We start from the raw sequence: 26,148 nt of genomic DNA, 5'->3' as shown, positions 1-26,148 counted from the left end.
GATATTGTAGAGCCAAAAAATAGGCTAAATTGATTAGTTAACTTAATAACTAGCTAAGTTCCATTAATATAGTTATCTTCATAGTTAAATTTGTGAAATGTACTGCAATTATGAGTAGTTATTGAATTCAGCCATCCCTTAATCGCAAAAATAATACCAATGTTTTTTCTTGCTATACAAGTATTATAAAGACAATATTGTAAGCGAATTCGCAAAAAATAACCATTGTTTAAACATTCACAAAGGTATTTACAAAGCAAAAAAATGTAGTAATATTATACATGTTCAAATATTAACAAAGAAAAGAATTGAAAAAGGAGATTTCAATTATGCCTGCTAACAACAAAAAACAAGTTAAAAAAAACGTATTAACTGAAGAAGAAAAAAAGCAAAATGCGCAAAAATTAGTTGATGACATAATTGCCAAAAGTGAAGCAGCTTTTGAACAATTACGTTACTACTCACAAGAACAAGTTGACAAAATTTGTCAAGCCATGGCCTTAGCTGCTGAAGAACACCACATGGACTTAGCTATTGATGCAGCTGAAGAAACCGGTCGTGGGGTTGCCGAAGATAAAGCTATCAAGAACATCTACGCAAGTGAATACATTTGGAACAACATCCGTCATGATAAGACTGTCGGAATCATCGAAAACAACGATGAAAACCAAACCATCACTATTGCTGATCCTCTTGGTATTATTGCAGGTATCGTTCCAGTTACTAACCCTACTTCAACAACGATCTTCAAATCAATCATTAGTGCTAAGACACGGAATACAATCATCTTTTCTTTCCACCGTCAAGCCATGAAATCTTCCATTAAAACAGCTAAGATTTTACAAGAAGCTGCTGAAAAGGCCGGTGCACCAAAGAACATGATTCAATGGCTTCCTGAAAGTAGCCGTGAAAACACAACTGCATTGTTACAACACCCTAAGACTGCTACTATTTTAGCAACTGGTGGTCCTTCATTAGTTAAAGCTGCCTACAGTTCAGGTAACCCTGCTCTTGGTGTTGGTCCTGGTAACGGTCCAGCTTACATTGAAAAAACTGCTAATATTGAACGTTCTGTTTACGATATCGTTCTTTCCAAGACTTTTGATAACGGAATGATCTGTGCTACTGAAAACTCAGTTGTTGTTGATGAAGAAATCTACGACAAGGTAAAAGAAGAATTCCAAAAGTGGAACTGTTACTTCTTGAAGCCAAACGAAATTGATAAGTTCACTGAGGGCTTCATTGATCCTAAGCGTCACCAAGTTCGTGGACCAATTGCTGGTCGTTCAGCTAACGCCATCGCTGATATGTGTGGAATTAAAGTTCCTGAAAACACTAAGGTTATTATTGCTGAATATGAAGGTGTTGGTGACAAGTACCCACTTTCCGCTGAAAAGCTTTCACCGGTATTAACAATGTACAAGGCCACTTCACATGAAAATGCCTTTGATATTTGTGCTCAATTATTGCACTACGGTGGTGAAGGTCATACTGCTGCTATTCACACCCTTGACGATGATTTAGCAACTAAGTACGGTCTTGAAATGCGTGCTTCACGGATTATTGTTAACTCCCCATCTGGTATCGGTGGTATTGGTAACATTTACAACAACATGACCCCATCACTTACTTTAGGTACCGGTTCATACGGTGGTAACTCAATTTCTCACAACGTTACTGATTGGGACCTCTTAAACATTAAAACAATTGCAAAGCGGCGTGAAAACCGTCAATGGGTTAAGATTCCCCCAAAAGTATACTTTCAACGCAACTCACTAAAAGAATTGCAAGATATTCCAAACATTAACCGGGCATTCATCGTTACTGGTCCTGGAATGAGCAAGCGTGGTTACGTTCAACGTGTTATCGATCAATTGCGTCAACGCCAAAACAACACTGCTTTCTTAGTATTTGATGACGTTGAAGAAGATCCATCAACAAACACTGTTGAAAAAGGTGTTGCCATGATGAACGACTTCAAACCTGATACAATTATTGCTCTTGGTGGTGGTTCACCAATGGATGCTGCTAAGGCTATGTGGATGTTCTATGAGCACCCAGAAACTTCATGGTATGGGGTTATGCAAAAGTATCTTGATATTCGGAAGCGTGCTTACCAAATCAAGAAGCCTACTAAGTCTCAACTTATTGGGATTCCTACTACATCAGGTACTGGTTCAGAGGTTACTCCATTTGCGGTTATTACCGATTCAGAAACTCATGTTAAGTACCCACTTGCTGACTACGCCCTAACTCCAAACATTGCGATTGTTGACTCACAATTCGTTGAAACTGTCCCAGCAAAAACTACTGCATGGACTGGACTAGATGTTTTATGTCACGCTACTGAATCATATGTTTCTGTTATGGCAACTGATTACACTCGTGGTTGGTCACTACAAACCATCAAGGGTGTTATGGAAAACCTTCCTAAGTCAGTTCAAGGTGACAAGTTAGCTCGTCGTAAGATGCACGACTTCTCAACAATGGCCGGTATGGCATTTGGTCAAGCCTTCTTAGGAATTAACCACTCTCTTGCTCACAAGATGGGTGGAGCATTCGGTCTTCCTCACGGTTTGCTTATCGCTATTGCAATGCCACAAGTAATTCGCTTTAACGCAAAACGTCCACAAAAGCTTGCTCTCTGGCCTCACTATGAGACTTACCATGCAACTAAGGACTACGCTGACATTGCACGGTTCATTGGTTTGAAAGGCAACACTGATGAAGAATTAGCTGAAGCATATGCTAAGAAAGTTATCGAACTTGCTCACGAATGTGGTGTTAAGCTTAGTCTTAAGGACAATGGCGTTACACGTGAAGAATTTGATAAAGTAGTTGACGATCTTGCTCGCTTAGCTTACGAAGATCAATGTACTACTACTAACCCAGTTGAACCACTTGTTAGCCAACTCAAGGAATTACTTGAACGTTGCTACGATGGTACTGGCGTTGAAGAAAAATAATCCAGCGCATAATTAAAAATTAAGACTTTTCTCCTATTAAAAAGCCCCTCGACATCTAATTTCTAGATATCGAGGGGCTTTTATTAATCTTAGTTACCTTAATTCACTTCATTATCACCAGATTGCGTTATCAAGCGGAGCACATTTTCTGCATCATCATTCTGATGTAAGGGTTCTTCACCCTTATCTTCACCATTAAGTTCATTATCACCTGCATCAGTCTTTAGGAAGTAGCCATCAACAGTTGTGTTTGTGACCGTATTATCACCAGATTGATTATTAACAGTATATTGTCCTTGAACTGTTAAATCATGTCCTGTGAAGTTACCTGACGAGAGTTTTGTACTTCCTCCACGTAATGTAACTTGACGGTATTCAACCTCGCCTGCGCCACTGTTAACATCAATATTATCCATCTTAACTTGAGAAACTGTTAGATCACCACTCTCTAAATGAATACGACCAGCTAAGGCTTGATCATGTGGGATAGTTACAATGATTAAATCTTGGTGGGGCTGATACTCATTAAAGTTAAAGACAAGCGGAAAGCCACCAGTTTGGCGAATTGAAGCAACGTTATTATGAACAGTTACAGCCGGAGTATGCCTGCTTATGCCAGAATAAGTAATCTGATATTTTTTACCTTCACGAACTATTACATTAGCCGTCGATGCTGAGATATCAATCCGTTCAAAAGCTTTATTAGTACTTATTGTTTTAGTGTGAGAATGAAAAATTACTGGACGTTTGTTCTCAAAATAAACAGCCTTATTACCATTATTAAAGAAGCCTATTCCGAGGAGGATTACTCCTAAGATTAAAACAATTACTCCTATCTTAAATATTCTTTTCATTTACTTTTTCCTCCTTGCCTGCACTTTTGCATAAATGAACTTAGCAAAATTAGCAATCCCTTGAACAATAACTCTAATTAACCAGTAGATTAAATGCAAACAAACAAGGAATAAGCCAATGAGGGTCACTCCTAATCCAAGATAAAATAGCCCACTGAACAAGTTTGTCGTAATTAAACCAATTCCCACATAAAGAGATACAATTGCCACAGCAGCAACTCCAAAGATCAAGACAATTATTCCAGCGATTAAACCGAATGCGACTCCCCCTGCTGCCAACAATAGTGCAAATACGGCAATTCCTAGCCCAAACGTTATTGGGGAAGTAATAATTGCTACTAGCACCCACCAAAAGACGCGCCAACTAGAATGAGGCGAAGCAGGATGTCCTTCTTTGATCGATTCATTATTAGCTTTAATTGAATAATCAGCTAATATCTTATGACTTAACTGTCGTGGCGTTCCTAACCTTTCTTCAATCGCTGTTCGGGTCTCCAGCCCAGCGTCGGCAATATATTCATCATAAAATTCTAATGCATCATTTCGTTCTTCATCAGTTAATTGTCTTAAATATATTGATAAATCATTAATGTATTTTTGACGTTCATTCATCTTTATCTTCTCCCTCACCTAACCCATAAAAAATACCATCTAAACTATTTTTATAATCAGTCCATAACTTACGAATACGTTGTAAGTGTTCCTTGCCGGCTTCTGTAATTTGATAATAACGGCGATTCCGTCCCTGGTAAGGCTGATCATAAGTTATTAAATAACCGTCTTTTTTTAACCGGCGTAAAACGGGATACATTGTTGATTCGGAAATGGTAATAGCTGATTGCATTCGCTGGGTTAAGGCATACCCATAGTAATCTTTATGTTCAAGAATTGCTAAGACCATCCCATCGAGTAAGTCAGCTGTAATTTGAATCTTCATTCTATCCCTCCTTTTTAGCTGTAATATTATATATTATATAATATAATAGCTTGATATAGTATGCAATTATTATTTAAAAATAAATTAAATCTCCTTATGTCATCTCATAAAAGCCCTAAGCATATAATTCTGTTTGATATAATCATAATTGAAGTTGTTCCCCTCTAGAGCTAGAAGGAGGCCTATTTTATGTTAAAAGAATTCAAGATATTCATTGCCCGCGGTAACGTTATTGACATGGCAGTTGGGATAATTGTTGGTGCAGCTTTTACCTCAATCGTAAAATCATTAGTTAATAACCTTATTAATCCTCTCATTGGCCTATTTATTGGTCGAATTGACTTATCTAACCTTGTCTTGACAGTCGGTGACGCTCAATTTAAATACGGAAGTTTCCTAAACGCGGTCATCAATTTTCTAATTATTTCTTTCGTCGTTTTCTTAATGGTAAAAGCGATCAACACTTTCCGTAAAAAAGAAGATAAAAAAATAGAAACTCCAAGTGAAGAAGTTATGTACCTTAAAGAAATTACTGAACTTCTGAAAAAGAATAAAGAATAATAAAAATGCTGGTTAAAAGTTTTTAATCAGCATTTTTATTATTGTATAATATTTTTATTTTTATACCATATTATTGGAATTGAATTTATATACTTGTTACTATCATGGTAGGACAACAAAAGAGGTGGTAATTATGTTTAAAAAGAAAAATTGTCCTACGTCAAATAGCCAAAAAGATGCAACAAACGCATACCAAAAAGGTTATGATCAGGCAGTTAAGGATTATAAGGCACTAGAACCTTTCCGGAAGTATCCACAACACATTATTAATGTCACCAATAAGTTTATTAAAGGTAAGATGCATGCTCTTCGTGACTATGTTGACGGATATGAAGATGCTAAGCAACAACTTTCCAAAAATTAGTAAAGCATTGCCAATTATTGTAAATAACTTCAATTGCTAACCACACCGTGTAATACTTTTTTCGAATGTTGCTATTCATCAGTTCCGCGTTTATTACCGTTTACCTAGGCCCTAAGGAGGGATATCTCATGTTATTTAATGTTATTTTTTGGATCTTAGCTATTTGGTTTGTTATTAATGTTATTTGGATGTGGTTCCAACTTAATAATCAAATACTACAAAAGACTTTCGCTTGGATCAATGTTTGTGCAATTGTTATCGGTTTCTGGGTTTATTATGGTGTATCACATGATGCAAGCGCAATCAACGGTTGGTTTATTGCTATGAACTGGGTTAACATTGCGATCGCCGCTATTCAATTCTACTTTGGTTACCGCACAAGTGACGATAGTACTACTCATCCTGCAAAGTAGTACTATTGACTTTTTTGAACTTTCCTATTTTTAAGATTTTTTGCACACATCATAAAATAGCTCCTCATTATTAAATAAGTAGGGGCTATTTTCTCGTATTATAAAGGAATATCTTATGGCTTTACAATTTTAAGTACTGATGGATTTAACATCAGGGCTTTATTTGTTTAAAATTTAAAATAAAAAAGCGAAAGATGGTTGGACCCCGTCTTCGCTAAGAAAGGACCATCTTTCATGAACAATTCTATCAAAACTATCTTAGGAATTAAAGATCCTTACCTCAAACTAGATGAAAAGAATTTTGATAACCCAATTGAAGATCAACCTAATCAAATCATTGTCCATCTTATTCAAACTTACCCCATGCATTGCCCAAAATGTGGACACTTAATGTGTAAAAATGGCTATAAAACAGTTAATTGCTTGGGACCAGAGCTTCACTTTAAGCCAACAATCTGGTCGATTAAAAAGCAAAAATATATCTGTAAAGCTTCTTCTTCTTGTCTTGAAGTAGTTACTAAATTAGCAGCCGTTGAAGATATTCATTATCGTAATCATATCTCTTTAGCGATAAAACAACGGGCAATGATGCTTCTAACAAAAAACTGTATTTTGCAAGGGGAAATTGCAGAGAAATGCAATGACTTTTTACATAGTCTTGCACAGCCCACTTCTTATTTTATTTAGTTATTTGATAATGCATTTTTTAATCGATAGCTTTCTCCAGTAAAACTAACAATATGTGCATGGTGGATCAGACGATCCACTAATGCCGCTGTTGATCTCGGATCAATAAACACCTTATTCCACTGGCTAAATTCTAAGTTACTTGTAATAATAATGCTCTTAGTTTCATACCAATCACTTATAAGTTGAAATAACAATTCTGATCCGGTTTTGCTAAATGGTACATACCCCATTTCATCTAATATTATTAGTTGATATTTATGACATTTCTTTTTGAAACGTTCTATTGAGAGACTTTTCCATTCTTTTTCCAACTGATCTACTAACTCTGCTACTCGCCAAAATTTTACATTAATGCTGTTTTCGATTGCCTTAATTCCTAACGCTGTTGCTAAGTGAGTTTTACCCGTTCCAGGTGTACCAACGAAAACGGCGTTTTCGTTTTTCTCTATAAAGCTTAAATCTAGTAGTTGCTGCTTAGAATTTGGCGTCGAAAAGTTGATTTGATCATGCCAAATATAATCATTTAGTGTTTTGCGTTTAGGAAATTTTGCTTGCTTATAAAGCCTGTTGATCTTTTTTTCATATCTAACTTCTATTTCCTTTTTTAGTAAACGGCAGATTGCAAGAAATAACTTGAACCCTAAATTTCAAGAATAAGTTAGCCACTGGACTCAAATAAATAATACTGACCAATTGATTATTGGTTGATGGAGCTGTGATATCTCTTGGTAGAAGGCCTTACGATAGATATCCATTGACGAATGTCCATTAAACATAGCTCGTGGATAGTGATTCATCCAATCATTAGTCGCTATGATCTGAGCACTACTATAGTTATTTATAGCTTCACCTTTGGTAATCTCCTTGCGGAGAAACCGGTTATTGATCTCATTGGATCCACGTTCCCAAGGGGAATACGGATCAGCATAGAAAACATGATCGTGAACTTGTGTTAACTCACTAAATTCTGAACCGTTGTCAGAGGTTATTGTCTTAAAGATGCGATAGTAAGCATCTGTGCCCATTTTCTGGCGTAAATTTATAAAGAACTGATTTACTGCATGCGCAGTTTTACCAGCAATTTTACTCGTGATATTAACTCGTGAAAGGCGATCAGTCATTACTAGTACAACACTGTCATTACCGTTTTTCTGTCCCTGAACTGTATCTAGTTCCCAATGGCCAATTTCGGACCGTTGGTCCGCAGTTTGAGGTCGTTGAGCAATATTAGGCCCTAAGCACCTTTTAGCTTGCGGATGAGTTCGATGATGCTTACGTTTAGGTTTTTCAAAGAGGTCTAAATTGGACGTACGAAGCACACCCTCATTAATCCATTGATATAAAGTTACAACCGACTTTGGGATCAGGGTGCCATCATTCATTAAATCTCGAGCCTTATAAATAACCGCTTGTGGGGAGTAATGGTGGTCGTCAAACTCACCAAGCATTAGCTGATCAGCTAATCGTAAAAATTGCTTTGAAGAATAATATAAGCGACGACGACCAGAATGGCGGTGATGTTCAAGATATGTGGCCTGACCAGCTTCATAACTATAGATGTAGTAAGAATATTCGTAAATCTTACCATTAGATTTTTGACGACGAAGTTGGCGGACCGTACCACGGTTGAGCTCGTTATTAATTGTTTGATGATTAACTCCTAATTGGCGACCAATTGCGCGATTGGAAAGTCCTTGCGACTTTAAAGTCGCAATCATCACACGTTCTTCTTTAGTAAGATGAGCATTCTTTTTATGAGTAGTCAATAAACTAGTAGACATGGTATCATTTAAGTGCGTCATTTGACGGACATCCTTTCATATAGGTTTGGTTCACTTAATATGATACCTGATGTCACGCCGAATGGCGTTTTTTATTTACCACCAACTGGGTGGCTAACTTCATTCTATAATCCACCGAAATAACTTGAACAAAGTTAGTGACGCAGATTACGCAAAAAGATCTCAATTGGTGTGCGCCAGTTTAAACATTTGAGTGGCCTGGAGTTCAAATACCAGTTAATTTGAATTAACTCATCATCAGTGATTTCCTCAATCGGTTGACCTTTGGGGATAAAGCGTCGTAGTACTCGGTTGCGATTCTCATTACTGCCCCGTTCATGTGGAGAATAAGCATGCGCAAAGTAGAGGGGAATCCTGGCCTGCTCTTCAATTAGCTTGTAGTTAGCGAATTCTTTCCCATGGTCAACAGTAAGGGTCTTGAGATTATCTTCTAACTGGTTAGCTAATTCTAAAATGGCCTTGGTCATTGAGGTACTATCTCGTCCCTGAAGCCGTTTAACGATGGTAAGACGACTCTTACGCTCGACAAACGTAGCTATTGCTTGACCTTTACGCTTTCCAGATAAAACTGTATCTGCTTCAAAGTGACCTGAGGTATGACGGTCAATAACTTCAGCGGGACGATCTTCAATGGAACGTCCATGGCTAAAAGTCCCACGGGTTTCTATGGCTCGTCGGCGGCGAATTCCATGGTCAGGTAAATCAGCCACGCCAATATCCAATACTCCTTGATCAATCCAGTTGTAGATGGTCTTGTAGGCGATTCTAACTACATGAGCCACTTGTTCAATCGACCATTTTTGGATCTTAATCTTTTCTTCAATTAATCGCTTGAGGTTAGTCGTTAAGATGGTTTTACGCCCACGATGACTAAGTTTAGCTTCATGATCAGCTTGAACTTTAACTGCGTGATATTCACCAGTCAAACGATGAACCTCATTAAAGATCGTGGTTTTACTGAAGCCAAGGTAATCAGCGATGTATTTAAGGGAGCGGTTTTCATAACGAAGAGTTTCGATGACAACACGGTCTTCAAATGATAAAATAGTGGTGCCCATAAAGGTCCTTCTTTCTAATGGAATGTTGTGGTGACACCATTAAAGACCTTTATGGGTTTTTATGTCCACTAATATGTTCAACTTAAATTTTACAATCTACCAAACTTAAAAGCCACGCTGATTTATCATCTTCAGGGAATTGATTTAGTCTTGCTATATTTGCCATATTTGATAGTCGTAACTCTTTACATACTTTGACTAGTTCTTGATTATTCAACTAAATGGCCTACTTTCTGTCTTTTGCTAGTTGGTCATAACTTTTCATATCAACACTGAGTTCTTTAGCTGTTGGTGATATTCCAACTAGTTCATAAAATCGCTCATTAATTTCTTTCATTGGATGAGTACTTAACAGTGTTATTAGTTCATCAATTCGATTTGTTTGTAATCTCCAGTCCTCTATTGAAAGATAATAAGCAATCCGTTTAGGTAGATATTTCCAATATCTAGAGTAGACCATTGAACGTGGTTTCCTCTTCCACGTAATGAAAACACTTGACCATTCAATAGCACGTTTATTCGTTAAATAAGGGCGTCGCCCTTTACTAACAACTTCACCGTTTAGATCGTAAATTGTATAGTTCGATGCAGTAAGAACGCAAGTTCGTACAATACCCCTTAGGGTTGACACTTTAAATAATAAAAGTGTGAATCCTAGGGGGTGTTTTGCATTGTAAGTTATTCAACTATTGAAAAGCTTAAATTACTTCATGATTATCAGAAATCGGATTATGGTTTAACGGTGTACTCCGATTACCATGGTGTCCGACCAGCAAACATGAGTAAGTGGATTAAGCAATTCCTACTCGCTGGATTGGCGGGATTAATTAGACCTAAGCATAATCAGAAGTACTCATTAGAGACTAAGTTAACTGCTGTAAAAGCTTATCTTTCTGGCAAGTATACTAATCAAGCAATTCTCCAGCAGTATCAAATTAGAAATATTTCTCAACTACATCAATGGGTTATCAGTTACAATAATGACAAACTCCGAGTTAATCAGACAACGAGAAAGCGAGTCAGAAAAATGGGACGAAAAGTAACCTTTGATGAAAAGAGGCAGATTGTCCGATGGACAATTGAACATAACAATAACTATAAAGCGGCTGCAGAGAAGTATGATATTAGTTACCAACGAGTTTATTCTTGGGTACGGAAGTACCGAGTAAATAGCGACTGGGAAGTACTAAAAGATAACCGTGGGCGTAATAAAGGAAAAGAGCCCACTAATGAACTAGAAAGACTAAGGAAACGAGTTCGTGAGCTAGAAGCTCGTGACCGTGAACGGGAGCTGCAAATCGCTTTTGCAAAAAAATTAGTCGAAATACGCAATCGGGAGGTGAAACGACCGGACGATATCAAGCGATTCAAGAAATGAACAATGAAGGTTATTCTATTAGTGAATTGACCAAGGTCGCTGGAATTACTAGACAGGCTTACTACAAATGGCTGAAACATGAACCGACTAAATATGAGATTGAAGAATCGGAGATTCTCCAATTGATTAAACAGTTAGAAAATGAACACAAGCAAAGCGTTGGCTATGACAAAATGACTAGGTTAATCAAGTTAAGTCATCAGATTCCTTATACCGTCAATAAGAAACGAGTCATTCGCATTATGAAAGACCATAGTATCAAAGCTGACTATCGTCAGCCAACCCATAAACGTATTCAAGCCCAGCAAACTTATGAAGCTGAAAATATTCTTAACCGACAATTTGACCAAACCGCAGCTAACCAAGTTTGGGTTACGGATACGACGGAACTAAATTACGGAATCCGGCTTAATAAAGTTCGTCTACATGTAGTATTAGATTTATATGGTCAATATCCAGTAAGCTGGTTAATTACACCTACAGAAACCGCTGAAGGAGTAGTTCAAGTGTTCGAGCAAGCACGGATGAAGGAAGGAACACTAGCTCCGTTAATTCATACTGATCGTGGTGCGGCGTATACTTCCAAAGCATTTAATCAGTATTTAGTAGTTAATGATGCCCAACACAGTTATTCAGCACCAGGGACACCGGCTGACAATGCCGTAATAGAAAATTGGTGGGCAGATTTTAAGGCTATTTGGATCGCACACCTGCCTAAAGCACAAACATTATTAGAACTAGAAGGACAAGTTAGAGAAGGAATTACCTATTTCACTGAAAAATTTATCTCAGCGAAGAGAAATGACCTTACTGCAGCGGAATACCGTTTTGGCAAGGCCAACTAATTTTTATTATTTAATGTGTAAACTTGACAGGGCACAGTACCGTTAATGAAAGCATCGTTTTAGCCATTGGAATATGGATCTTAGTTTTATCAATTATTACTTCGTTATATCTATTTGGACTAACTTCAAGCTGCTTAAAAACTGGATAATCTATATCCGGCATTTTCAAAAGCGATTCTTGTTCTTCTTGCCATAAGTCACTAATCTTTTGATTCTTTTCATAATGTATTCGTTGTGAATCGTCTCTTAATTTATCCGCTAATCGTTGGTTCAGATTTTTAAAACTGATTAGCCTTGGGCTGGTTGAAAAGAAGTTGTACCTAACATAACCAACTTTATTTTCAACGCTTCCTTTCTCATATCCACTTCGTGGATTACATGTTTGAACCTTAAATCCATAATGCAAAGCAAATGACTGAAATTCCTTTGTCAAACGAGCTTTTTCATATCTAGTTTTGCTACTTACAACCGCAGTAGACATATTATCAATTCGTATAACAGTAGGGACTCCATTGATTTGCTGCAAAATCTGTTTAATCCCTTCTAATAAACATTCCTGATTTTCTGCCGGTAATGCAATACTAAAGGCACGATTACTGAAAGGAAAGGTCATTACTAGTACTTTAATATCTACAAAAGATCCATCTTTTTCTACTTCCATTGTTCCAAAGTCTAATTGTGCCTCACCCGCAGGATTTTCTAATCTTTCGTATCCTAAATCTTTTACTTCTCCTTTATCAGTATGTGTAGCCTTCCATTCTTGTACAAAATTGCAAACAGTTCGATAAGATCCTGGAAATCCTAATTTAACTAGGTCATTAAAGAACTGCTTATTTGTACGGCGTTTCTTTTTTGGCAGCTTAAAATCTTCAGTTAGCCAAAGGTCAACGATATCTCCCCATTTTTCCTCATACATCATGCCTGATCTTTTATGAAGATTTATCTTAGGAACAAAGTCTTTATCTGCATATTTCTTTGCCGTTCGCCAATTAATATTTCCTGAAATGTCAATTTAAATTAGAAAAAAGGTGAAAGTTGTTCTTCTGTGACATGACTCAAGAATACTTCTAATGGTGTACGATAATTAAGAGATTTTCGTGGGATATTGTTGCGACGATGCATTAGCTGAGTGACTAGTTCGTCTGGTAAATCGCGAAAATCTAGCTTTTTACTAAGACCATCACGACGCAAGAGGCCGTTATTATTTTCGTTTAACCCTCGTTGATTGGGAGCACCGACTTCCGCAAAATAGGTGTGAAGATCATACTTATTGGCTATTTCTCGCCATCCAGCAAATTCTTTCCCGTTATCAAAAGTAATTGATTTAACAAAGTGACGTGGCAGTTTAGCGAGCCATTGATCAAGCTGACAATTCACTGCTTCGTCTGTTTTATGATGAATATTAAGGACAATCATTACTTTGGATTGTCGCTCTACTAGCGTCATTACCGCTCCGCGGTGAGCTTTACCTTGAACTGTATCAGCTTCAAAGTGCCCAAATTCATGTTGGTAATGCGGAAAATCACGATATCGTTGATAGATACTGCATCCTAATTGGCCAGCTTTACCACGATGTTCCACATAGCCATTGGGATGGCGTTTTCCTTTCATCGGTAGCTGTTTAACGGAAAAGCCATACTGATTGCGGGCAAACATGCGATAAAGGGTGCGCATACTGCAGCTAATTGGGTGTTCATGACGACCAATAATAGTATCAGGAGTCCAACCTGCCTTGATTTGCGCATGGATATAGTTAACTTCGATAGTTGGCAGTTGGGTCTGCTTCCGACCACAACGACGCTTATGTCGCTGATAAGTCTGAAGATATTGGTCGATGGTTTTACCGTCGTTGAGGAAACGATAAACACGATAGATGGTTTCTTGACTACGCTGAAGTAATTTAGCAGTCCGATAAGCTTTAGTACCTTGATACCAAAAATCAGCTATGAGAGTTAATTCACGTGTGGTAAGATGTTTATAGGTCATTTGTGATTGCCTTTCTTTTGATTAGGGATATTCAAAAGTCTATCACAAATGGCTTTTTACTTTTTCTAACTTAATTTTACAAACGACGTTTAAAGACTTTCGAATAGATTCAATAGACTGATCGTGATTATTTCTTAAATTCCTGATAGTATTAATATCGGTCATTGCTAACATACCTTTCTACCTCCAAAGTTTTGATTGTCGCAAAACTAACTTTAGAGGAAAGCGGGCTGTTAGACAATGGCCTTTTTCATTACACAACTATGTACTATTACGTTGCATAATTGTGTACTTTTATTTTGCAATATACAAAACGAATCACAAAGTGATTTAGCCAAAGAATTAAATGTCTCTGACTGGACAATTAGACGAGTCATTACAAATCTTGATCAGTTTTTTAAGCCTAACTATCATTGGTTACCTCGCCATATTGCCTTTGATGATTTCAAGTCTGGTCGCTTTGCCCCCAGCGGAATGAGTATGATTCTAATGAATATTGAAAATAAGCGGACGCTTGATATTATCTTGTCACGTAAAAATAGCTATCTGCGAAAATACTTTCTTCGATATGACCGTTCAGCACGCTTAGCAGTTCAAACAGTAACGGTTGACTTGTACACTCCTTACCGCCATTTGATTCATGAGCTTTTCCCCCACGCTTTAATTATCGCTGATCATTTTCATATTGTTGCTCAAGCATATCGTGCATTTAACAAAATTAGGATCCAAGTAATGAATCGTGCCGGTGCTGGCACTCATAAATGGCGTGCACTTAAGCACTTTTGGAAATTACTCCTAACGCCTGCTAATGAGCTTAAATATGATAATTATTGGTCAAGGCGTAACTTTAGTTACGCTCAATTAACCGATGTGGAAGTCATTCATCGTCTTCTAAGCTTTGATAATGAACTAAAAAGGGCTTATGAATACTATCAAAACTTAATTCTGGTGATTGCTCATCGTAGCAAGAAAGAATTAAAAAACTTACTCGCGATTAAATGGACGCAGCTTCCCCAAGCACTGCAAAAAGTTCAGCATACTCTTCGCAGCCATAAACAAGAAATTTACAATAGTTTTAAATATGATACCTATACAAATGGTCCCGTTGAAGGAACTAACAATAAAATTAAAGTTATTAAACGAACTACTTATGGCTTTCGTAATTTCTTTAATTTCCGAATTAGAATCCTCCTTGCATTACCAAATACCTACATTGCAATAAACTGGAGAAAATCGAGTAGGAGATAATTGATTAGTTCAATTATCGACCTCTCACACCACCGTACGTACGGTTCCGTATACGGCGGTTCGACAACTTAATCACATTGAATTGACTGGAGCGTCTTGGACATATTCATAAGTCCGAGTTGTTCCAGTTTTCTATTAGTTAGAGAATAGCTCAAGGTCTTACTATGTGCAGTTCGCCAGTAGCCCTTTCGGGTACTAGCGAAGACATATGCATCATGCTGGGGCAGCCCCAACTTCTGTAAGTTAGTTACCTTAGTTTTAAACTTTTTCCATTGCTTCCAAATATACTGCCTTATTCGGACCCTCAACCACTTGTCAAGGCGTTGAATAAAGTTAGTTAGTTTCCCAATTGAGTAGTACTGAAGCCACCCACGCATTTTTCGATGAATTTCTTCAAACATTCTTGTCAGAGATATTCCACGATTACGTTTAGTTAATAACTTCAGTGCTTTCTTTACTCGTTGTTGCGATTGCTTAGCTGGACGGGCGTAGGCCCCATTGTGGTCTACACCCAACGAAAAGCCAAGAAACTTCAACCGTAGCGGGCTACCGACTTTGGTTTTATCTGGGTTCACTTTAACTTTCAAGCGCTTTTCTAGAAACTGGGTAATGCTTCGCATTACTCGTTCTCCGGCTCGTTGACTTTTAACATAGATGTTACAATCATCCGCATAGCGCACAAAGTGGTGACCACGTCTAGTCAACTCTTCGTCCAACTCATTTAGATAGATGTTCGCCAGTAGTGGTGACAATGGCCCTCCTTGTGGGGTTCCTTTTTCACTCTTAGCGAAAAGCCCATGGTCTAAGACTCCGCTAGTTAGAAACTTACGAATGAGTCTTAGTGTCCATGGGTCATCAATATATTGTTGGAGATACTTAATCATCAAGTCATGATTAACGTTATCAAAATAGGCTTTTAGGTCTAAGTCGACAACTCTTCGATAACCTTGATTATAAAGATCTACTACTTTTGAAATAGCGTCATGGGCCCCACGGTGGGGACGGAAGCCAAAGCTATTATCAGAGAAAATACGCTCAAAGATAGGCGTAAGAATTTGGGCTACAGCTTGTTGAACCATTCGGTCCACCACCGTTGGTATTCCAAGTCTTCTTACTCCACCATTAGGCTTCGGAATTTCTACCCGTTTGACTGGAGCTGGTTTATACTTACCCTCACGCAAACTAGCGATCAGTTCCGTCTTATTTTCTCTGAGATATGGCAGAAGGTCATTGACTGTCATATCGTCAACGCCTGCTGCTCCTTTATTTCTCTTAACTCGCAAATAAGCCTGATTAAGGTTATTGCGATCCAAGACCAGGTCTTGGATAGTGACACTCATACCTTTACCTTCACCATAACCGGTACTACGCGCCCTTGTGTACTTTCGGTTTTCCAAACCTATCCTCGACAAGCGGTCAGCTTGTTGTTCTGTTTTCTGCGATTGTCGCACCTGATTACACCTCCGATATAAGTTACAAGTTATTGTCGTTCAGTCCTTCATCTGATTATTCAAACTACTATGACCTCGGCTGACTTCTGGCTTACTCAACACTGCATCACTGCACCGCTTGTTTCTGTGGAAATTAAACTTATTCCTCTTGTCGGAAACGTGTAGGCCAGATCTCCCCGGGTAAGAATATTAGCTTTCGTACCATGTCATCGTTAACTTTACTGAGACCAACTTCGAGTAGTATTGGACTTCAACTTGTCTAGCAGCCTTATCCAGTTAATTCCAGCCTTATAGCTACTTCTTGTTCATCGATGCAGTACTTTGCCTTAGACTTCCTTCAGATTCCACCTCACGGTGGACACCCTTGTCCTCAGCTCATGGTTCCGACTACTACGGCCCATAGCGGACTTTCACCACCTAGCTAATACCCATGCCGGGCGCACTAAACAAACAGCTCATGCCAAAGTCCAGGCACAAGCTGCTTAGTAAAATTATTTTATTTTCTCATCAGTACTTCTTGACGAAGAGCCTATCTTATATGGGATCCCAAACAAAAAAGAGTTACGAAAAATTGCTTCTCGTAACTCTTTTTTATTTAATAATTTAAGACTACTTAAGGGTAACAGTAGCACCAGCGGCTTCAAGTTTTTCCTTGATGTCGTTAGCTTCGTCTTCCTTAACGTCTTCCTTGATAGCTGATGGAGCGCCATCAACAAGGTCCTTAGCGTCCTTAAGACCAAGACCAGTAATGTCTTTAACAGCCTTAATAACCTTAACCTTAGCTGAACCTGGTTCAGTTAATTCTACAGTGAAGCTGTCCTTAGCAGCAGCGTCGCCACCAGCAGCACCTGCAACTGCAACTGGAGCAGCAGCAGAAACGTCGAATTCTTCTTCGATAGCCTTAACTAAGTCGTTAAGGTCAGAGATTGATGCTTCCTTTAATGAAGCAATGATAGCATCCTTATCAAAAGCCATGTTTATTTCCTCCAATATTTAGGTAATTAATTTTAATTTTATATTGTATTGATATACGGCAATTATGCGGCTTCGTCTTCCTTGTCGGCAATAGCCTTGACTGCGCGAGCAATCTTCCGCATTGGATCTTGCAATGCAGATGCAAGCATTGACAACAGTTCTTCGCGACCTGGCATATTTGCGTATTCGTTGATTTCGTCAAGAGTCTTAACACTCTTTTCGATGAAACCACCCTTGATTTCAAGAGCGTCGTGGTCATCAGCGAACTTCTTCAAGATCTTAGCTGGAGCAATTGGGTCTTCGTCAGAGAAGGCAACAGCAGTTGGTCCAACAAAAGTAGAACGAAGATCTTCGTAGTCAGTACCTTCAACAGCACGATCAAGAATCTTGTTCTTGATAACTGACATTTGGATACCAGCATCACGAAGTTGCTTACGTAAGTCAGTAACTTCCGCAACAGTTAAACCACGGTAATCTACAACGATAGCACTTTGAGCTGCGTTAAGCATATCAGTAGTTTGCTTAACGATTTCAGCTTTCTTAGCAATAGCTGCTTCACTCATGAATTTTCACCTCCTGCAATGTTTTTTTGATCGGATTTATAAAAAAATCCCTATGACCGCAGACATAGAGAAGGAACTTTCATTTCTTCCTCGGCAGGCATTTGATTAAGGCTTTCGCCACCTGAGTCTTAGGCAGAGTCATATTTAATCAACTGTTACAGTTTAACATATTCTCTGAAGTTCTGTAAAGGGACTTTTTATAATTCTTTTTGAGTTGCTACCCATTTAGCAATAGCATCTACAATTCGTTCGCTTGCATGCCCATCCCCATAAGGATTCTGTGCCTCACTCATCTTATTATATTCTTCAGGACTATTTAATAGTGACGATAACTCTTTCGTTACATTATTAAATTGCGTACCGATTAACTTAAGAGTTCCAGCAGTTACTCCTTCCGGCCGCTCTGTAGTATCACGCAAAACTAGAACTGGTTTATGAAGTGCTGGTGCTTCCTCTTGAACCCCACCCGAATCACTCATCACAAGTAAAGACTTACTCATAATATTATGAAAATCAACAACATCTAATGGGGAAATCAAATGAAAATGATTATCGTTTCCAAAAATTTTATTAGCAACCGCTTGAACTTTAGGATTCAGATGAACCGGATAAATAACGTCAATATCATTCCGTTGATCCACAATCTCTTGAATCGCCTTAAAGGTTTCTTCCATCGGTTTACCCCAATTTTCTTGCCTATGCATGGTAAGTAAAATAACCTTCTTGTCGGGATCAATTTCGTCTAATACTTGGTGATGATACGAATGGTCAATTGTATACCGCAAAGCATCGATGGCAGTATTTCCCGTCACTATAATCCCATGCTGATGATTTCCCATTTTGAGATTGTTAGCACTTGTTTGAGTGGGAGCAAAATATAAATCAGCAAGATCATCAATCATTTGCCGGTTCATCTCTTCTGGATAAGGCGAATATTTATTCCATGTTCGCAAACCAGCTTCGACATGACCAATAGCAACCCGATTATAAAAGGCAACCAAAGCTGATGCGTAGGCTGAACTAGTATCGCCATGAACTAGCACAATATCTGGTTGCTCTTTTTGAATAATCGGTTCAAGCTTTGTCATCGTTTCAATTGTAATTTCCGTTAATGTTTGTCCAGGACGCATTATTTTCAAATCATAATCAGGGGTTATTTTAAAAACAGCTAAAACCTGTTGAAGCATTTCAGCATGCTGACCGGTTGAAACAACTACTGATGAAAAGCGATCATCTTGCTCCAAGGCCTTGACTACTGGGCCCATTTTGATTCCCTCTGGACGAGTTCCAAATACCGTCATTACTTTAATTTTCTTCATCATATCTCCCCGCTACTTAAGAAACATTTTTCCCATGCTCCGTTTTTATCCACGAATTTTGGTGAAAACTCCACCGCCAATAAGCCATTATAATACTAAAAAATAAGATAACATACATATAGGAAATTCCAAGCGGTAATAAGGCTAATTGATGCTTTTTTAAAGGTGGTTCATGGTAGTGGGCTAAGTCACGATAGTAAAATATCCCAAATATTATTCCCCAAAATAACGAAAAAACTACCAAGCCAGCCATCACTAATGAAAAGGTCATAAGAGTCAAGTGACCATAAAGATTATGCCAGTGAGTAAGGGTAATCGTCGTTAAAATGATAATCGCAACATCCGCCAGAAAATTGAGCCATGGTTGAAGCAGGAAATAATATATGCCAAGTTTCTGTGTCCTGCTTAAAACTCGGCTTTTAATAATTTGAGGAAGATACTTAAGACAATTTAAATCGCCTTGCACCCACCGGCTTCGTTGTCGAACAAATCTTTTAGGGGACGTTAACGCTTCCTGGTAAACATATGTATCTGTCATATAATCAACATGCAATTTTTTCAGCATCATTTTTATCGTTAGTTCGTAATCATCTAAGAGCGCATTGCCCCATGGATGTGGGCCAATTTTATCAATAATTGGTGCAAGCCGGAAGAACTGGCCATTTCCACTCAAACCAACTGTTTTAGTATACATTCGCATGATCTGGGCCATATGATTAATACTAAAAAGCTCAATATCTTGTAAAATCTGCAGCCAATTTTTAAAATGCGGATACATTTTAACTCGCATCTGAGTAATATTCGTCCTTGGCGAGGAAAAATAGGCATTTAATCGTTGCAGAGCATTATCAGCTAATTGAGCATCCGCATCCACTACGCCAATAATAACCTTTTTAAAGGGAACTTGCTGACGGATAGTGATCTGACAAATATAATCTAGGGCAAAATTTAATACATCCCCCTTGCCTGTATGAGCATTAGGGAGATGCCGTCGCAAGAGGTGGACCCGTGAGTTAGCAATCTGCTTGATCTTACTAACTGAATCGTCACTACTAGCATCGTCTACTACCACTATTTCAAATTGCTTAAATCGCAACAAACATTTGATTGTTCGTTGAATAACTGCTGCTTCATTAAAACATGGAACAATAACATAATATTGTAAATTACGGTCAATTTTAGCTGGTTGCTGATTTCCTGCAAAGTGATAAAAGCCCCGAGGATACGAAATCATCCGAAATAGCAGACTAATCAATGAATAAACCAAAAATATAAACAGCGCGATCCCCCAAATAAGCGTAAAAATTATGATTAGCATCGAGAATTATCCCTTTTTCATATTTTGGTGATAAATCAGCCAAAATAAAAAACTAACTGCAAAGGATATTACAAACATTATTATTAAAGTAAAGATAACGGTTACTGCCATTTCTGTATTATTGAAATCTATCATTGACATTATCAAAAACTCCTCTTCCCTTAAAAATTTTTGATAATGCTTATTACTATCCCAATTAGATAGCCAGAAACCCGAATATTTAAAACTTTTTAGCAATTAATATAATTATAATCACAATTAACTCAAAGTACAGAGGGAGTTTATTAACGCAGTGGATTGAGAATAAAAAACAGGAATGCATACAGATTACGTCAACAGCGCATTATAATAGGCCTCCAGCGCCCGGTAAAGCCGAACGTTGGAGGCCTATTATTGCTTACGGAAGTTCTTCTGTCTTGCTCCCATCATCATTTAATTTTATTAGGATTGTATTTATTAATGGCTGAAATAATTACTTATTAACTGCAGCTGTTAAAGCCGCTCCTAAACGTTTCAAACCAACTTCAATTTGGTCTTCTTTCATATTTGAATAGTTCAAACGGAAAGCACCAGGTTGAACTTCACCAGCAAAGAACGGATCACCTGGAACAAAGGCTACATCATGTTCAAGACATTCCTTAAATAACTCTACTGTATCATCAACACCAGGAACTTCTACCCACAAGAACATGCCACCTTCAGGATCCGTATATTTAACCCCTTCTGGGAAATACTTTTTAATTCCCTCAAGCATCAAATCTTTACGTTTGCCGTATAAAGCACTAATTTCTTTAACGTGGGCATCCACATCGTTATCAGCAAAGAATTGTGCAACCGCGAATTGAGCTAAGTTATCTGTATGGAGGTCAGCTGATTGCTTAAGAACCGTTAATTTATTAACTACAGCTTTATCAGCAACCAACCATCCTAAACGAAATCCTGGGGCTAACGTCTTTGAAAATGTACTCATGTAAAAGACATGGCCTGATTTATCAAATGACTTAACTGCTGGTACATGTTGGCCAGCAAAACGAATTTCACCATATGGATTATCTTCTAGTACATATACATCGTATTTTTCTGCTAATTCAGCTAACTGCTTTCGTCGTTCTTCAGTCATTGTTCGTCCAGTTGGATTTTGGAAGTTTGGCACAGTATAGATGAGCTTAGTATTTGGATTAGCCTTTAGTGCTTCTTCTAAAGCATCCATCTTCATCCCATCTTCATCCATCTCAACACTAGCAAAATTAGCACCGTAAGAACGAAAAACATCTAAAGCACACAGGTACGTTGGTTGTTCAACTAATACAGTATCACCCGGGTCAACAAAAGCCTTGCCCACTAAATCTAAGGCTTGTTCTGATCCCGTTGTTACTAAAACATTGTCTAATTCGGAATCCACATTTTCTTTTTCCTTTACATGTTGTTGGATAACCTCACGTAAAGCTGTGACTCCCTTCGCAGCTCCGTACTGCATCGCTTCTTGACCGTGTTCTTCAAAAACCTTATCAACAGCTGCTTTCATTTCTTTAACAGGAAACAATTCGGGTGCCGGCAATCCCCCAGCAAATGAAATAATCTTAGGATCCGCTGCTGCTTGTAAAATTGCACCAACCGCATCCGTACCATCCGCTGGAACACGCTTTGAATATTTAAATTGTGTCATTGTCGTCACTCCTTAGTTAGTTTTAAACTTAAACGATAAAATCTAATTGTTTTTTAATCATTTTATCATTGGTTAATAATATAGCACAAGGAATCCCTATTGTGAAGTAAAAATTAAGATAAAAAAAGACTTTGAGCAAAAAAGTCTCAAAGTCTCGTTAATTTTAATTAATTCAAATTAAAATGTAGTTAAATCAAGCGTAACACTTGGTCCAAATGTTGAAGAAATGGAAGCGTGCTTGATGTATGTTCCACGTACTGAAGCTGGACGAGCCTTAGCCACAATATCTTCTAAAGTAGCCAAGTTTTCAACTAACTTGTCAGTATCAAATGAAACTTTACCGAATGGTACAGCAACGTTACCATCACGGTCAGTCCGGTAAGTTACTTGACCAGCTTTGGCATCAGAAACAGCCTTAGCTACGTCCATTGTAACAGTACCAGTCTTAGGGTTTGGCATTAAGCCCTTAGGTCCAAGGACACGTCCTAAACGACCTACCTTAGGCATCATGTCTGGTGTTGCGATTGCAACATCAAAGTCAAGCCAACCGTCTTGAATCTTTTCTACTAAATCATCGTCGCCAACAAAGTCAGCACCAGCTTTCTGAGCAGCCTTAGCATTTTCACCATTAGCGAAAACAATAACTGTTTGATCCTTACCAGTACCGTTTGGTAAAACAACAGCACCACGTAATTGTTGGTCAGCTTGCTTTGTATCAACGTTTAAGTTAAATGCTACTTCGATAGTAGAGTCGAAGTTAGCGTAGGCAATATCTTTTACTAATTGGACAGCGTCTTTAACAGCGTATTCTTTCTTGCTATCAACTTTCTTGAGCGCATCTTGGTACTTCTTACCACGTTTTTTAGCCATCTTGTGTTTTCCTCCTTGCAAATGTGGTCTAACGGAGTTATACCTCCCACGTGGGTGCACTATTTTCATAGCGCATCCCGACTGCTAGTAATTAGTCTTCAACAGTGAAGCCCATGCTACGAGCAGTACCTTCAATCATGCGCATAGCTGCTTCTACGTCAGCTGCGTTTAGATCTTGCATCTTAGTTTCAGCGATTTCCTTAACTTGGTCCTTCGTTACTGAAGCAACCTTGTTTGTGTTAGGTTCACCGGAACCATGTTCAACACCAGCGGCCTTCTTTAGTAAGACAGCAGCAGGTGGCGTCTTAGTAATGAAGTCGAATGAACGGTCCTCATATACAGTAATTACAACTGGGATCAACATACCCTTTTGGTCTGCAGTCCGTGCGTTGAATTCCTTAGTGAAGCCCATAATGTTAATACCTGCTTGTCCAAGTGCAGGACCTACTGGTGGAGCTGGTGTAGCGGCACCGGCAGGAATTTGCAACTTGACAATGTTAGCTACTTTCTTTGCCACGAGACAAAACCTCCTTAGTCCGTGTTGTGGTCATGATGAGGCAGTAAGTTTTACCTCTCCCACAGTATGTTAATAGCATACTTAGAAAACATACCACAATTCTAAACCTATTTCAACAATTTTCAAAATATTAAACTAACTAAAATGTATCGATCTGATCAAAGCCTAATTCAGCAGCAGTTTCACGGCCGAACATTTCAACGGTCGCCTTAATCTTTTGCTTTTCGTGATCAACTTCTACAACTTTGGCAGTCATATTTGCAAAGGATCCTGCAATAACTTTTACAGTATCGCCTTCCTTAACATCAATGTCACTAACAGTTGTTTCAGTTCCCATCCGTTTCATAATCCGATCAACTTCTTCAGGAAGCAATGGGGTTGGCTTGGAACCACCACCGTGAGATCCTAAGAAACCAGTTACGCCGGGAGTATTACGAGCAATGTACCAAGCCTGATCAGTCATTACCATTTCAACTAAAACATAGCCTGGGAATGTCTTTTCAATTGTTTCTTTTGCTTGACCGTCCTTAACCTGGCGAACTTCTTCTTCAGGAACAACTACGCGAAAAATGTAGTCTTCCATTCCCATTGATTGAGCCCGTGATTCCAAGTTGCTCTTAACCCGGTTTTCGTAACCAGAGTAGGTATGGAGCACATACCAACGTTTTTCATGTGATTCCACGATGAATCCTCCTATCATAATTCAAATCATTTTTTCAGTAAAATAAAAAACTTCGTAATAGCTACGAAGTTCCCTTAGATTTAGTATAACAAACTAATTTCTATTTGACTACTAATGTTAAACAAAGAGTTTCATCATTAATTGAATTAACCAATCAAACAGAGCAAAGAATAGTACGAAGAACAGAGTCAATGAAACAACAATAGTCGTATCACGACGATTCTCTTTAGCTGTTGGCCATACAACTAGCTTCATTTCGTGGTTAACACTCTTAATAAATCGAATTAAGTGCATATTTTCCTCCACTATCTGCTTTCACGATGAATAGTATACTCACCGCAATGTTTACAGAACTTACGTAATTCTAATCGTTCTTGTCGTTGAGGGTTAGCGGTAATCGTATAATTACGCGCACCGCACTTTGTACATTCCAATGCTACTTTTTTCTGGGGACATACTTATCACCTCCACACAGTACTTAGGTTAGCACGAATCAAGGTTTAAAAGCAATAAAATCAAAATTATTTTAAAGGATGACGAGAGTTAAAGCCTTGGTAGATCAACAAACTTGCCGCCACACTCGCATTTAAACTTTGAACATGCCCAACCATTGGAATTGTTAGCATTTCATCACAAGTTTTCTTTAGCAAGGATGAAATTCCTTTACCTTCATTGCCGATAACCAAAGCGACGGCACCATGCACATCCCATGTTCGGTAATCTTTTCCTTTCATATCAGTACCAAATAGCCAAACGCCTCGTTCCTGCAATTCTTTCGCGGTTTGAACCAGGTTTGTTACTCGGGCAACTGGGACGTGTTCAATTGCTCCCGTAGATGTTTTGGCAACTACTGAAGTTAATCCTACTGCTCGCCGGCGTGGAATAATAATACCATGAACACCAGCGGCATCAGCAGTTCGCATGATTGAACCTAAATTATGCGGATCCTCTAGTTCATCAAGAATAAGGAAAAATGGATCTTCGTCATGCTTAGCTGCGTTATCAAAGAGGTCATCAATAGTTGCATATTGGTATGCTGCTACAGCTAACACAACCCCTTGGTGATTTTGTCGGTCGGTCATCAAGTCCAATTTATTCTTAGGAACATTCGATACTACTAAGTGGCGTTCCTTCGCTAATTTAACAATCTGGGAAATAGCATCGGCCTTTAACCCCGACTGAATAAAAACCTTATTAATCTCTTGGTCAGATTTTAGTGCCATCACAGCCGGATGCCGACCAATAATAAAATCTGTATTCTCATTTTTCATGCGCTGTTCGCCCCGCTTCTACTTGTTTAATACACCATTGCGCCAATTCGGCCAACCGCTCTTCTTTTCCAGCTAATTTAAGGTAACCCATCACCGCTTCAAATCCGGTGGAAATCCGATAAGTCATGACTGACGTATTTTTAGCATGGGTATGACTGTTAGCATTTCGGCCACGTTTGAAATACGACCATTCCTCATCTGACAATAACTCGTCTTCCTTCATCAAGTCAATGAGAGCTGCCTGTGCTTTTGCTGAAACATAGTGGGTAGCAATATGCTGCAATTTCGTTGGTTTGCTAATTCCTTTGGTTAAAAGATGCTGACGAATGTAAACCTCATAAGCCGCATCCCCTAAATAAGCCAAAGCAATTCCATTAAGTTGTCGATAGTCTGCTTGTACCATAAGGATCCTTT

Annotated in this window: 29 protein-coding genes, 2 pseudogenes and 1 other annotated feature; of the genes and pseudogenes, 8 read left to right on the top strand and 23 right to left on the bottom strand. The window is 38.4% G+C overall.

Annotated features, from left to right (window positions below):
- Positions 1-329: 329 nt before the first annotated feature.
- Entirely contained in the window at positions 330-2,966 is a 2,637-nt protein-coding gene (adhE, locus tag SH603_RS02800) for a bifunctional acetaldehyde-CoA/alcohol dehydrogenase (RefSeq protein ID WP_169472710.1), read from the top strand.
- Between the two features lie 98 nt (positions 2,967-3,064).
- Here the strand turns inward: adhE and SH603_RS02795 are convergent, their stop codons facing one another.
- Genes SH603_RS02795 through SH603_RS02785 form a run of 3 tightly spaced genes read right to left on the bottom strand, consistent with a single transcriptional unit; the run spans position 3,065 to position 4,757 of the window.
- Positions 3,065-3,820, bottom strand: coding sequence for a DUF4097 family beta strand repeat-containing protein (locus SH603_RS02795; protein WP_169471370.1), 756 nt, complete (start codon positions 3,818-3,820; stop codon positions 3,065-3,067).
- Positions 3,821-4,432 carry a DUF1700 domain-containing protein gene (locus SH603_RS02790; RefSeq protein ID WP_321534055.1) on the bottom strand — a complete coding sequence of 204 codons (612 nt, stop codon included), beginning with the start codon at positions 4,430-4,432 and terminating at the stop codon, positions 3,821-3,823.
- On the bottom strand, positions 4,425-4,757 hold the full coding sequence (locus SH603_RS02785) for a PadR family transcriptional regulator (protein ID WP_003670537.1): 333 nt from the start codon (positions 4,755-4,757) through the stop codon (positions 4,425-4,427). Before SH603_RS02785 ends, SH603_RS02790 begins: the two co-directional genes overlap by 8 nt.
- Positions 4,758-4,946: 189 nt before the next feature.
- Here SH603_RS02785 and mscL point away from each other — a divergent pair, with 189 nt between their 5' ends.
- From mscL to SH603_RS02765, 4 genes are all read left to right on the top strand, one after another.
- A complete protein-coding gene (gene mscL / locus SH603_RS02780; RefSeq protein ID WP_169471287.1) occupies positions 4,947-5,318 on the top strand; it encodes a large-conductance mechanosensitive channel protein MscL in 372 nt (123 codons plus the stop codon).
- A gap of 133 nt (positions 5,319-5,451) precedes the next feature.
- Entirely contained in the window at positions 5,452-5,682 is a 231-nt protein-coding gene (locus tag SH603_RS02775; protein WP_113896775.1) for a hypothetical protein, read from the top strand.
- Between the two features lie 128 nt (positions 5,683-5,810).
- Complete coding sequence (locus SH603_RS02770) at positions 5,811-6,095, top strand: hypothetical protein (protein WP_035154984.1); 285 nt, start codon at positions 5,811-5,813, stop codon at positions 6,093-6,095.
- A gap of 234 nt (positions 6,096-6,329) precedes the next feature.
- Positions 6,330-6,782, top strand: coding sequence for a transposase family protein (locus SH603_RS02765; RefSeq protein ID WP_321534054.1), 453 nt, complete (start codon positions 6,330-6,332; stop codon positions 6,780-6,782).
- On the opposite strand, the gene istB is transcribed toward SH603_RS02765, so the two are convergent.
- The 4 genes from istB to SH603_RS02745 all read right to left on the bottom strand — a co-directional run bounded on the left by istB (position 6,779) and on the right by SH603_RS02745 (position 10,105).
- Complete coding sequence (gene istB, locus SH603_RS02760) at positions 6,779-7,405, bottom strand: IS21-like element helper ATPase IstB (RefSeq protein ID WP_321534222.1); 627 nt, start codon at positions 7,403-7,405, stop codon at positions 6,779-6,781. The genes SH603_RS02765 and istB overlap by 4 nt on opposite strands.
- A 51-nt stretch (positions 7,406-7,456) precedes the next feature.
- Entirely contained in the window at positions 7,457-8,587 is a 1,131-nt protein-coding gene (locus SH603_RS02755) for an IS30 family transposase (protein WP_013923736.1), read from the bottom strand.
- A 134-nt stretch (positions 8,588-8,721) separates the two neighbouring features.
- Entirely contained in the window at positions 8,722-9,645 is a 924-nt protein-coding gene (locus SH603_RS02750; protein ID WP_321533978.1) for an IS30 family transposase, read from the bottom strand.
- 226 nt (positions 9,646-9,871) lie between these two features.
- Entirely contained in the window at positions 9,872-10,105 is a 234-nt protein-coding gene (locus tag SH603_RS02745) for a hypothetical protein (protein WP_191994653.1), read from the bottom strand.
- 318 nt (positions 10,106-10,423) lie between these two features.
- On the opposite strand from SH603_RS02745, the gene SH603_RS02740 reads away from it, so the two are divergent.
- Together SH603_RS02740 and SH603_RS02735 are read left to right on the top strand one after the other, a co-directional pair.
- Positions 10,424-11,023 (top strand): helix-turn-helix domain-containing protein, encoded by a 600-nt coding sequence (locus tag SH603_RS02740; RefSeq protein ID WP_010011392.1) that lies wholly within the window; start codon positions 10,424-10,426, stop codon positions 11,021-11,023.
- Positions 10,960-11,868, top strand: a complete 909-nt coding sequence (locus SH603_RS02735) for an IS3 family transposase (RefSeq protein WP_321534221.1) — start codon at positions 10,960-10,962, stop codon at positions 11,866-11,868. The genes SH603_RS02740 and SH603_RS02735 overlap by 64 nt, the downstream gene beginning before the upstream one ends.
- 10 nt (positions 11,869-11,878) lie before the next feature.
- Here the strand turns inward: SH603_RS02735 and istA are convergent, their stop codons facing one another.
- Together istA and SH603_RS02725 are read right to left on the bottom strand one after the other, a co-directional pair.
- Positions 11,879-12,862 (bottom strand): IS21 family transposase, encoded by a 984-nt coding sequence (gene istA / locus SH603_RS02730; RefSeq protein WP_321534220.1) that lies wholly within the window; start codon positions 12,860-12,862, stop codon positions 11,879-11,881.
- Between the two features lie 23 nt (positions 12,863-12,885).
- Positions 12,886-13,854, bottom strand: a complete 969-nt coding sequence (locus SH603_RS02725) for an IS30 family transposase (protein ID WP_321533967.1) — start codon at positions 13,852-13,854, stop codon at positions 12,886-12,888.
- A 312-nt stretch (positions 13,855-14,166) separates the two neighbouring features.
- Between SH603_RS02725 and SH603_RS02720 the strand changes: the two are divergent.
- Positions 14,167-15,102: pseudogene (locus SH603_RS02720) on the top strand (ISL3 family transposase); the annotation flags it as partial.
- Positions 15,103-15,170: 68 nt separating this feature from the next.
- Here the strand turns inward: SH603_RS02720 and ltrA are convergent.
- The 14 genes and pseudogenes from ltrA to SH603_RS02650 form a co-directional block, all read right to left on the bottom strand.
- A complete protein-coding gene (gene ltrA, locus SH603_RS02715) occupies positions 15,171-16,553 on the bottom strand; it encodes a group II intron reverse transcriptase/maturase (protein ID WP_321533904.1) in 1,383 nt (460 codons plus the stop codon).
- A 609-nt stretch (positions 16,554-17,162) separates the two neighbouring features.
- Positions 17,163-17,528, bottom strand: a complete 366-nt coding sequence (gene rplL, locus SH603_RS02710) for a 50S ribosomal protein L7/L12 (protein WP_003666310.1) — start codon at positions 17,526-17,528, stop codon at positions 17,163-17,165.
- Positions 17,529-17,590: 62 nt separating this feature from the next.
- Complete coding sequence (rplJ, locus tag SH603_RS02705; protein WP_003666309.1) at positions 17,591-18,091, bottom strand: 50S ribosomal protein L10; 501 nt, start codon at positions 18,089-18,091, stop codon at positions 17,591-17,593.
- Between the two features lie 32 nt (positions 18,092-18,123).
- Positions 18,124-18,242: a sequence feature (ribosomal protein L10 leader region), on the bottom strand.
- 46 nt (positions 18,243-18,288) lie between these two features.
- Complete coding sequence (gene wecB / locus SH603_RS02700) at positions 18,289-19,410, bottom strand: non-hydrolyzing UDP-N-acetylglucosamine 2-epimerase (protein WP_169472766.1); 1,122 nt, start codon at positions 19,408-19,410, stop codon at positions 18,289-18,291.
- A 16-nt stretch (positions 19,411-19,426) separates the two neighbouring features.
- Positions 19,427-20,728, bottom strand: a complete 1,302-nt coding sequence (locus tag SH603_RS02695; protein WP_321534053.1) for a glycosyltransferase — start codon at positions 20,726-20,728, stop codon at positions 19,427-19,429.
- A 6-nt stretch (positions 20,729-20,734) separates the two neighbouring features.
- Complete coding sequence (locus SH603_RS02690; protein WP_321534052.1) at positions 20,735-20,869, bottom strand: hypothetical protein; 135 nt, start codon at positions 20,867-20,869, stop codon at positions 20,735-20,737.
- Between the two features lie 331 nt (positions 20,870-21,200).
- Positions 21,201-22,394, bottom strand: coding sequence for a PLP-dependent aminotransferase family protein (locus tag SH603_RS02685; RefSeq protein ID WP_003667350.1), 1,194 nt, complete (start codon positions 22,392-22,394; stop codon positions 21,201-21,203).
- Between the two features lie 177 nt (positions 22,395-22,571).
- On the bottom strand, positions 22,572-23,264 hold the full coding sequence (gene rplA / locus SH603_RS02680) for a 50S ribosomal protein L1 (RefSeq protein ID WP_169472764.1): 693 nt from the start codon (positions 23,262-23,264) through the stop codon (positions 22,572-22,574).
- Positions 23,265-23,355: 91 nt separating this feature from the next.
- Positions 23,356-23,781 carry a 50S ribosomal protein L11 gene (gene rplK / locus SH603_RS02675; protein WP_003666299.1) on the bottom strand — a complete coding sequence of 142 codons (426 nt, stop codon included), beginning with the start codon at positions 23,779-23,781 and terminating at the stop codon, positions 23,356-23,358.
- A gap of 139 nt (positions 23,782-23,920) precedes the next feature.
- A complete protein-coding gene (gene nusG, locus SH603_RS02670; RefSeq protein ID WP_003666296.1) occupies positions 23,921-24,463 on the bottom strand; it encodes a transcription termination/antitermination protein NusG in 543 nt (180 codons plus the stop codon).
- Between the two features lie 117 nt (positions 24,464-24,580).
- Positions 24,581-24,757, bottom strand: a complete 177-nt coding sequence (gene secE / locus SH603_RS02665) for a preprotein translocase subunit SecE (RefSeq protein ID WP_003666294.1) — start codon at positions 24,755-24,757, stop codon at positions 24,581-24,583.
- 11 nt (positions 24,758-24,768) lie between these two features.
- A pseudogene (gene rpmG / locus SH603_RS02660) lies at positions 24,769-24,912 on the bottom strand (50S ribosomal protein L33); the annotation flags it as partial.
- A 72-nt stretch (positions 24,913-24,984) separates the two neighbouring features.
- Positions 24,985-25,734 carry a 23S rRNA (guanosine(2251)-2'-O)-methyltransferase RlmB gene (gene rlmB, locus SH603_RS02655; protein WP_169472763.1) on the bottom strand — a complete coding sequence of 250 codons (750 nt, stop codon included), beginning with the start codon at positions 25,732-25,734 and terminating at the stop codon, positions 24,985-24,987.
- Positions 25,724-26,137, bottom strand: a complete 414-nt coding sequence (locus tag SH603_RS02650) for a Mini-ribonuclease 3 (RefSeq protein ID WP_020842889.1) — start codon at positions 26,135-26,137, stop codon at positions 25,724-25,726. The genes rlmB and SH603_RS02650 overlap by 11 nt, the downstream gene beginning before the upstream one ends.
- Positions 26,138-26,148: the final 11 nt, after the last annotated feature.

It is taken from the genome of Limosilactobacillus reuteri (assembly GCF_034259105.1).
In the GTDB taxonomy this organism is placed as follows: domain Bacteria; phylum Bacillota; class Bacilli; order Lactobacillales; family Lactobacillaceae; genus Limosilactobacillus; species Limosilactobacillus reuteri_G.
The sequence above is the reverse complement of the archived record's forward strand: the minus strand, read 5'-3'. Positions and strand labels throughout refer to the sequence as shown.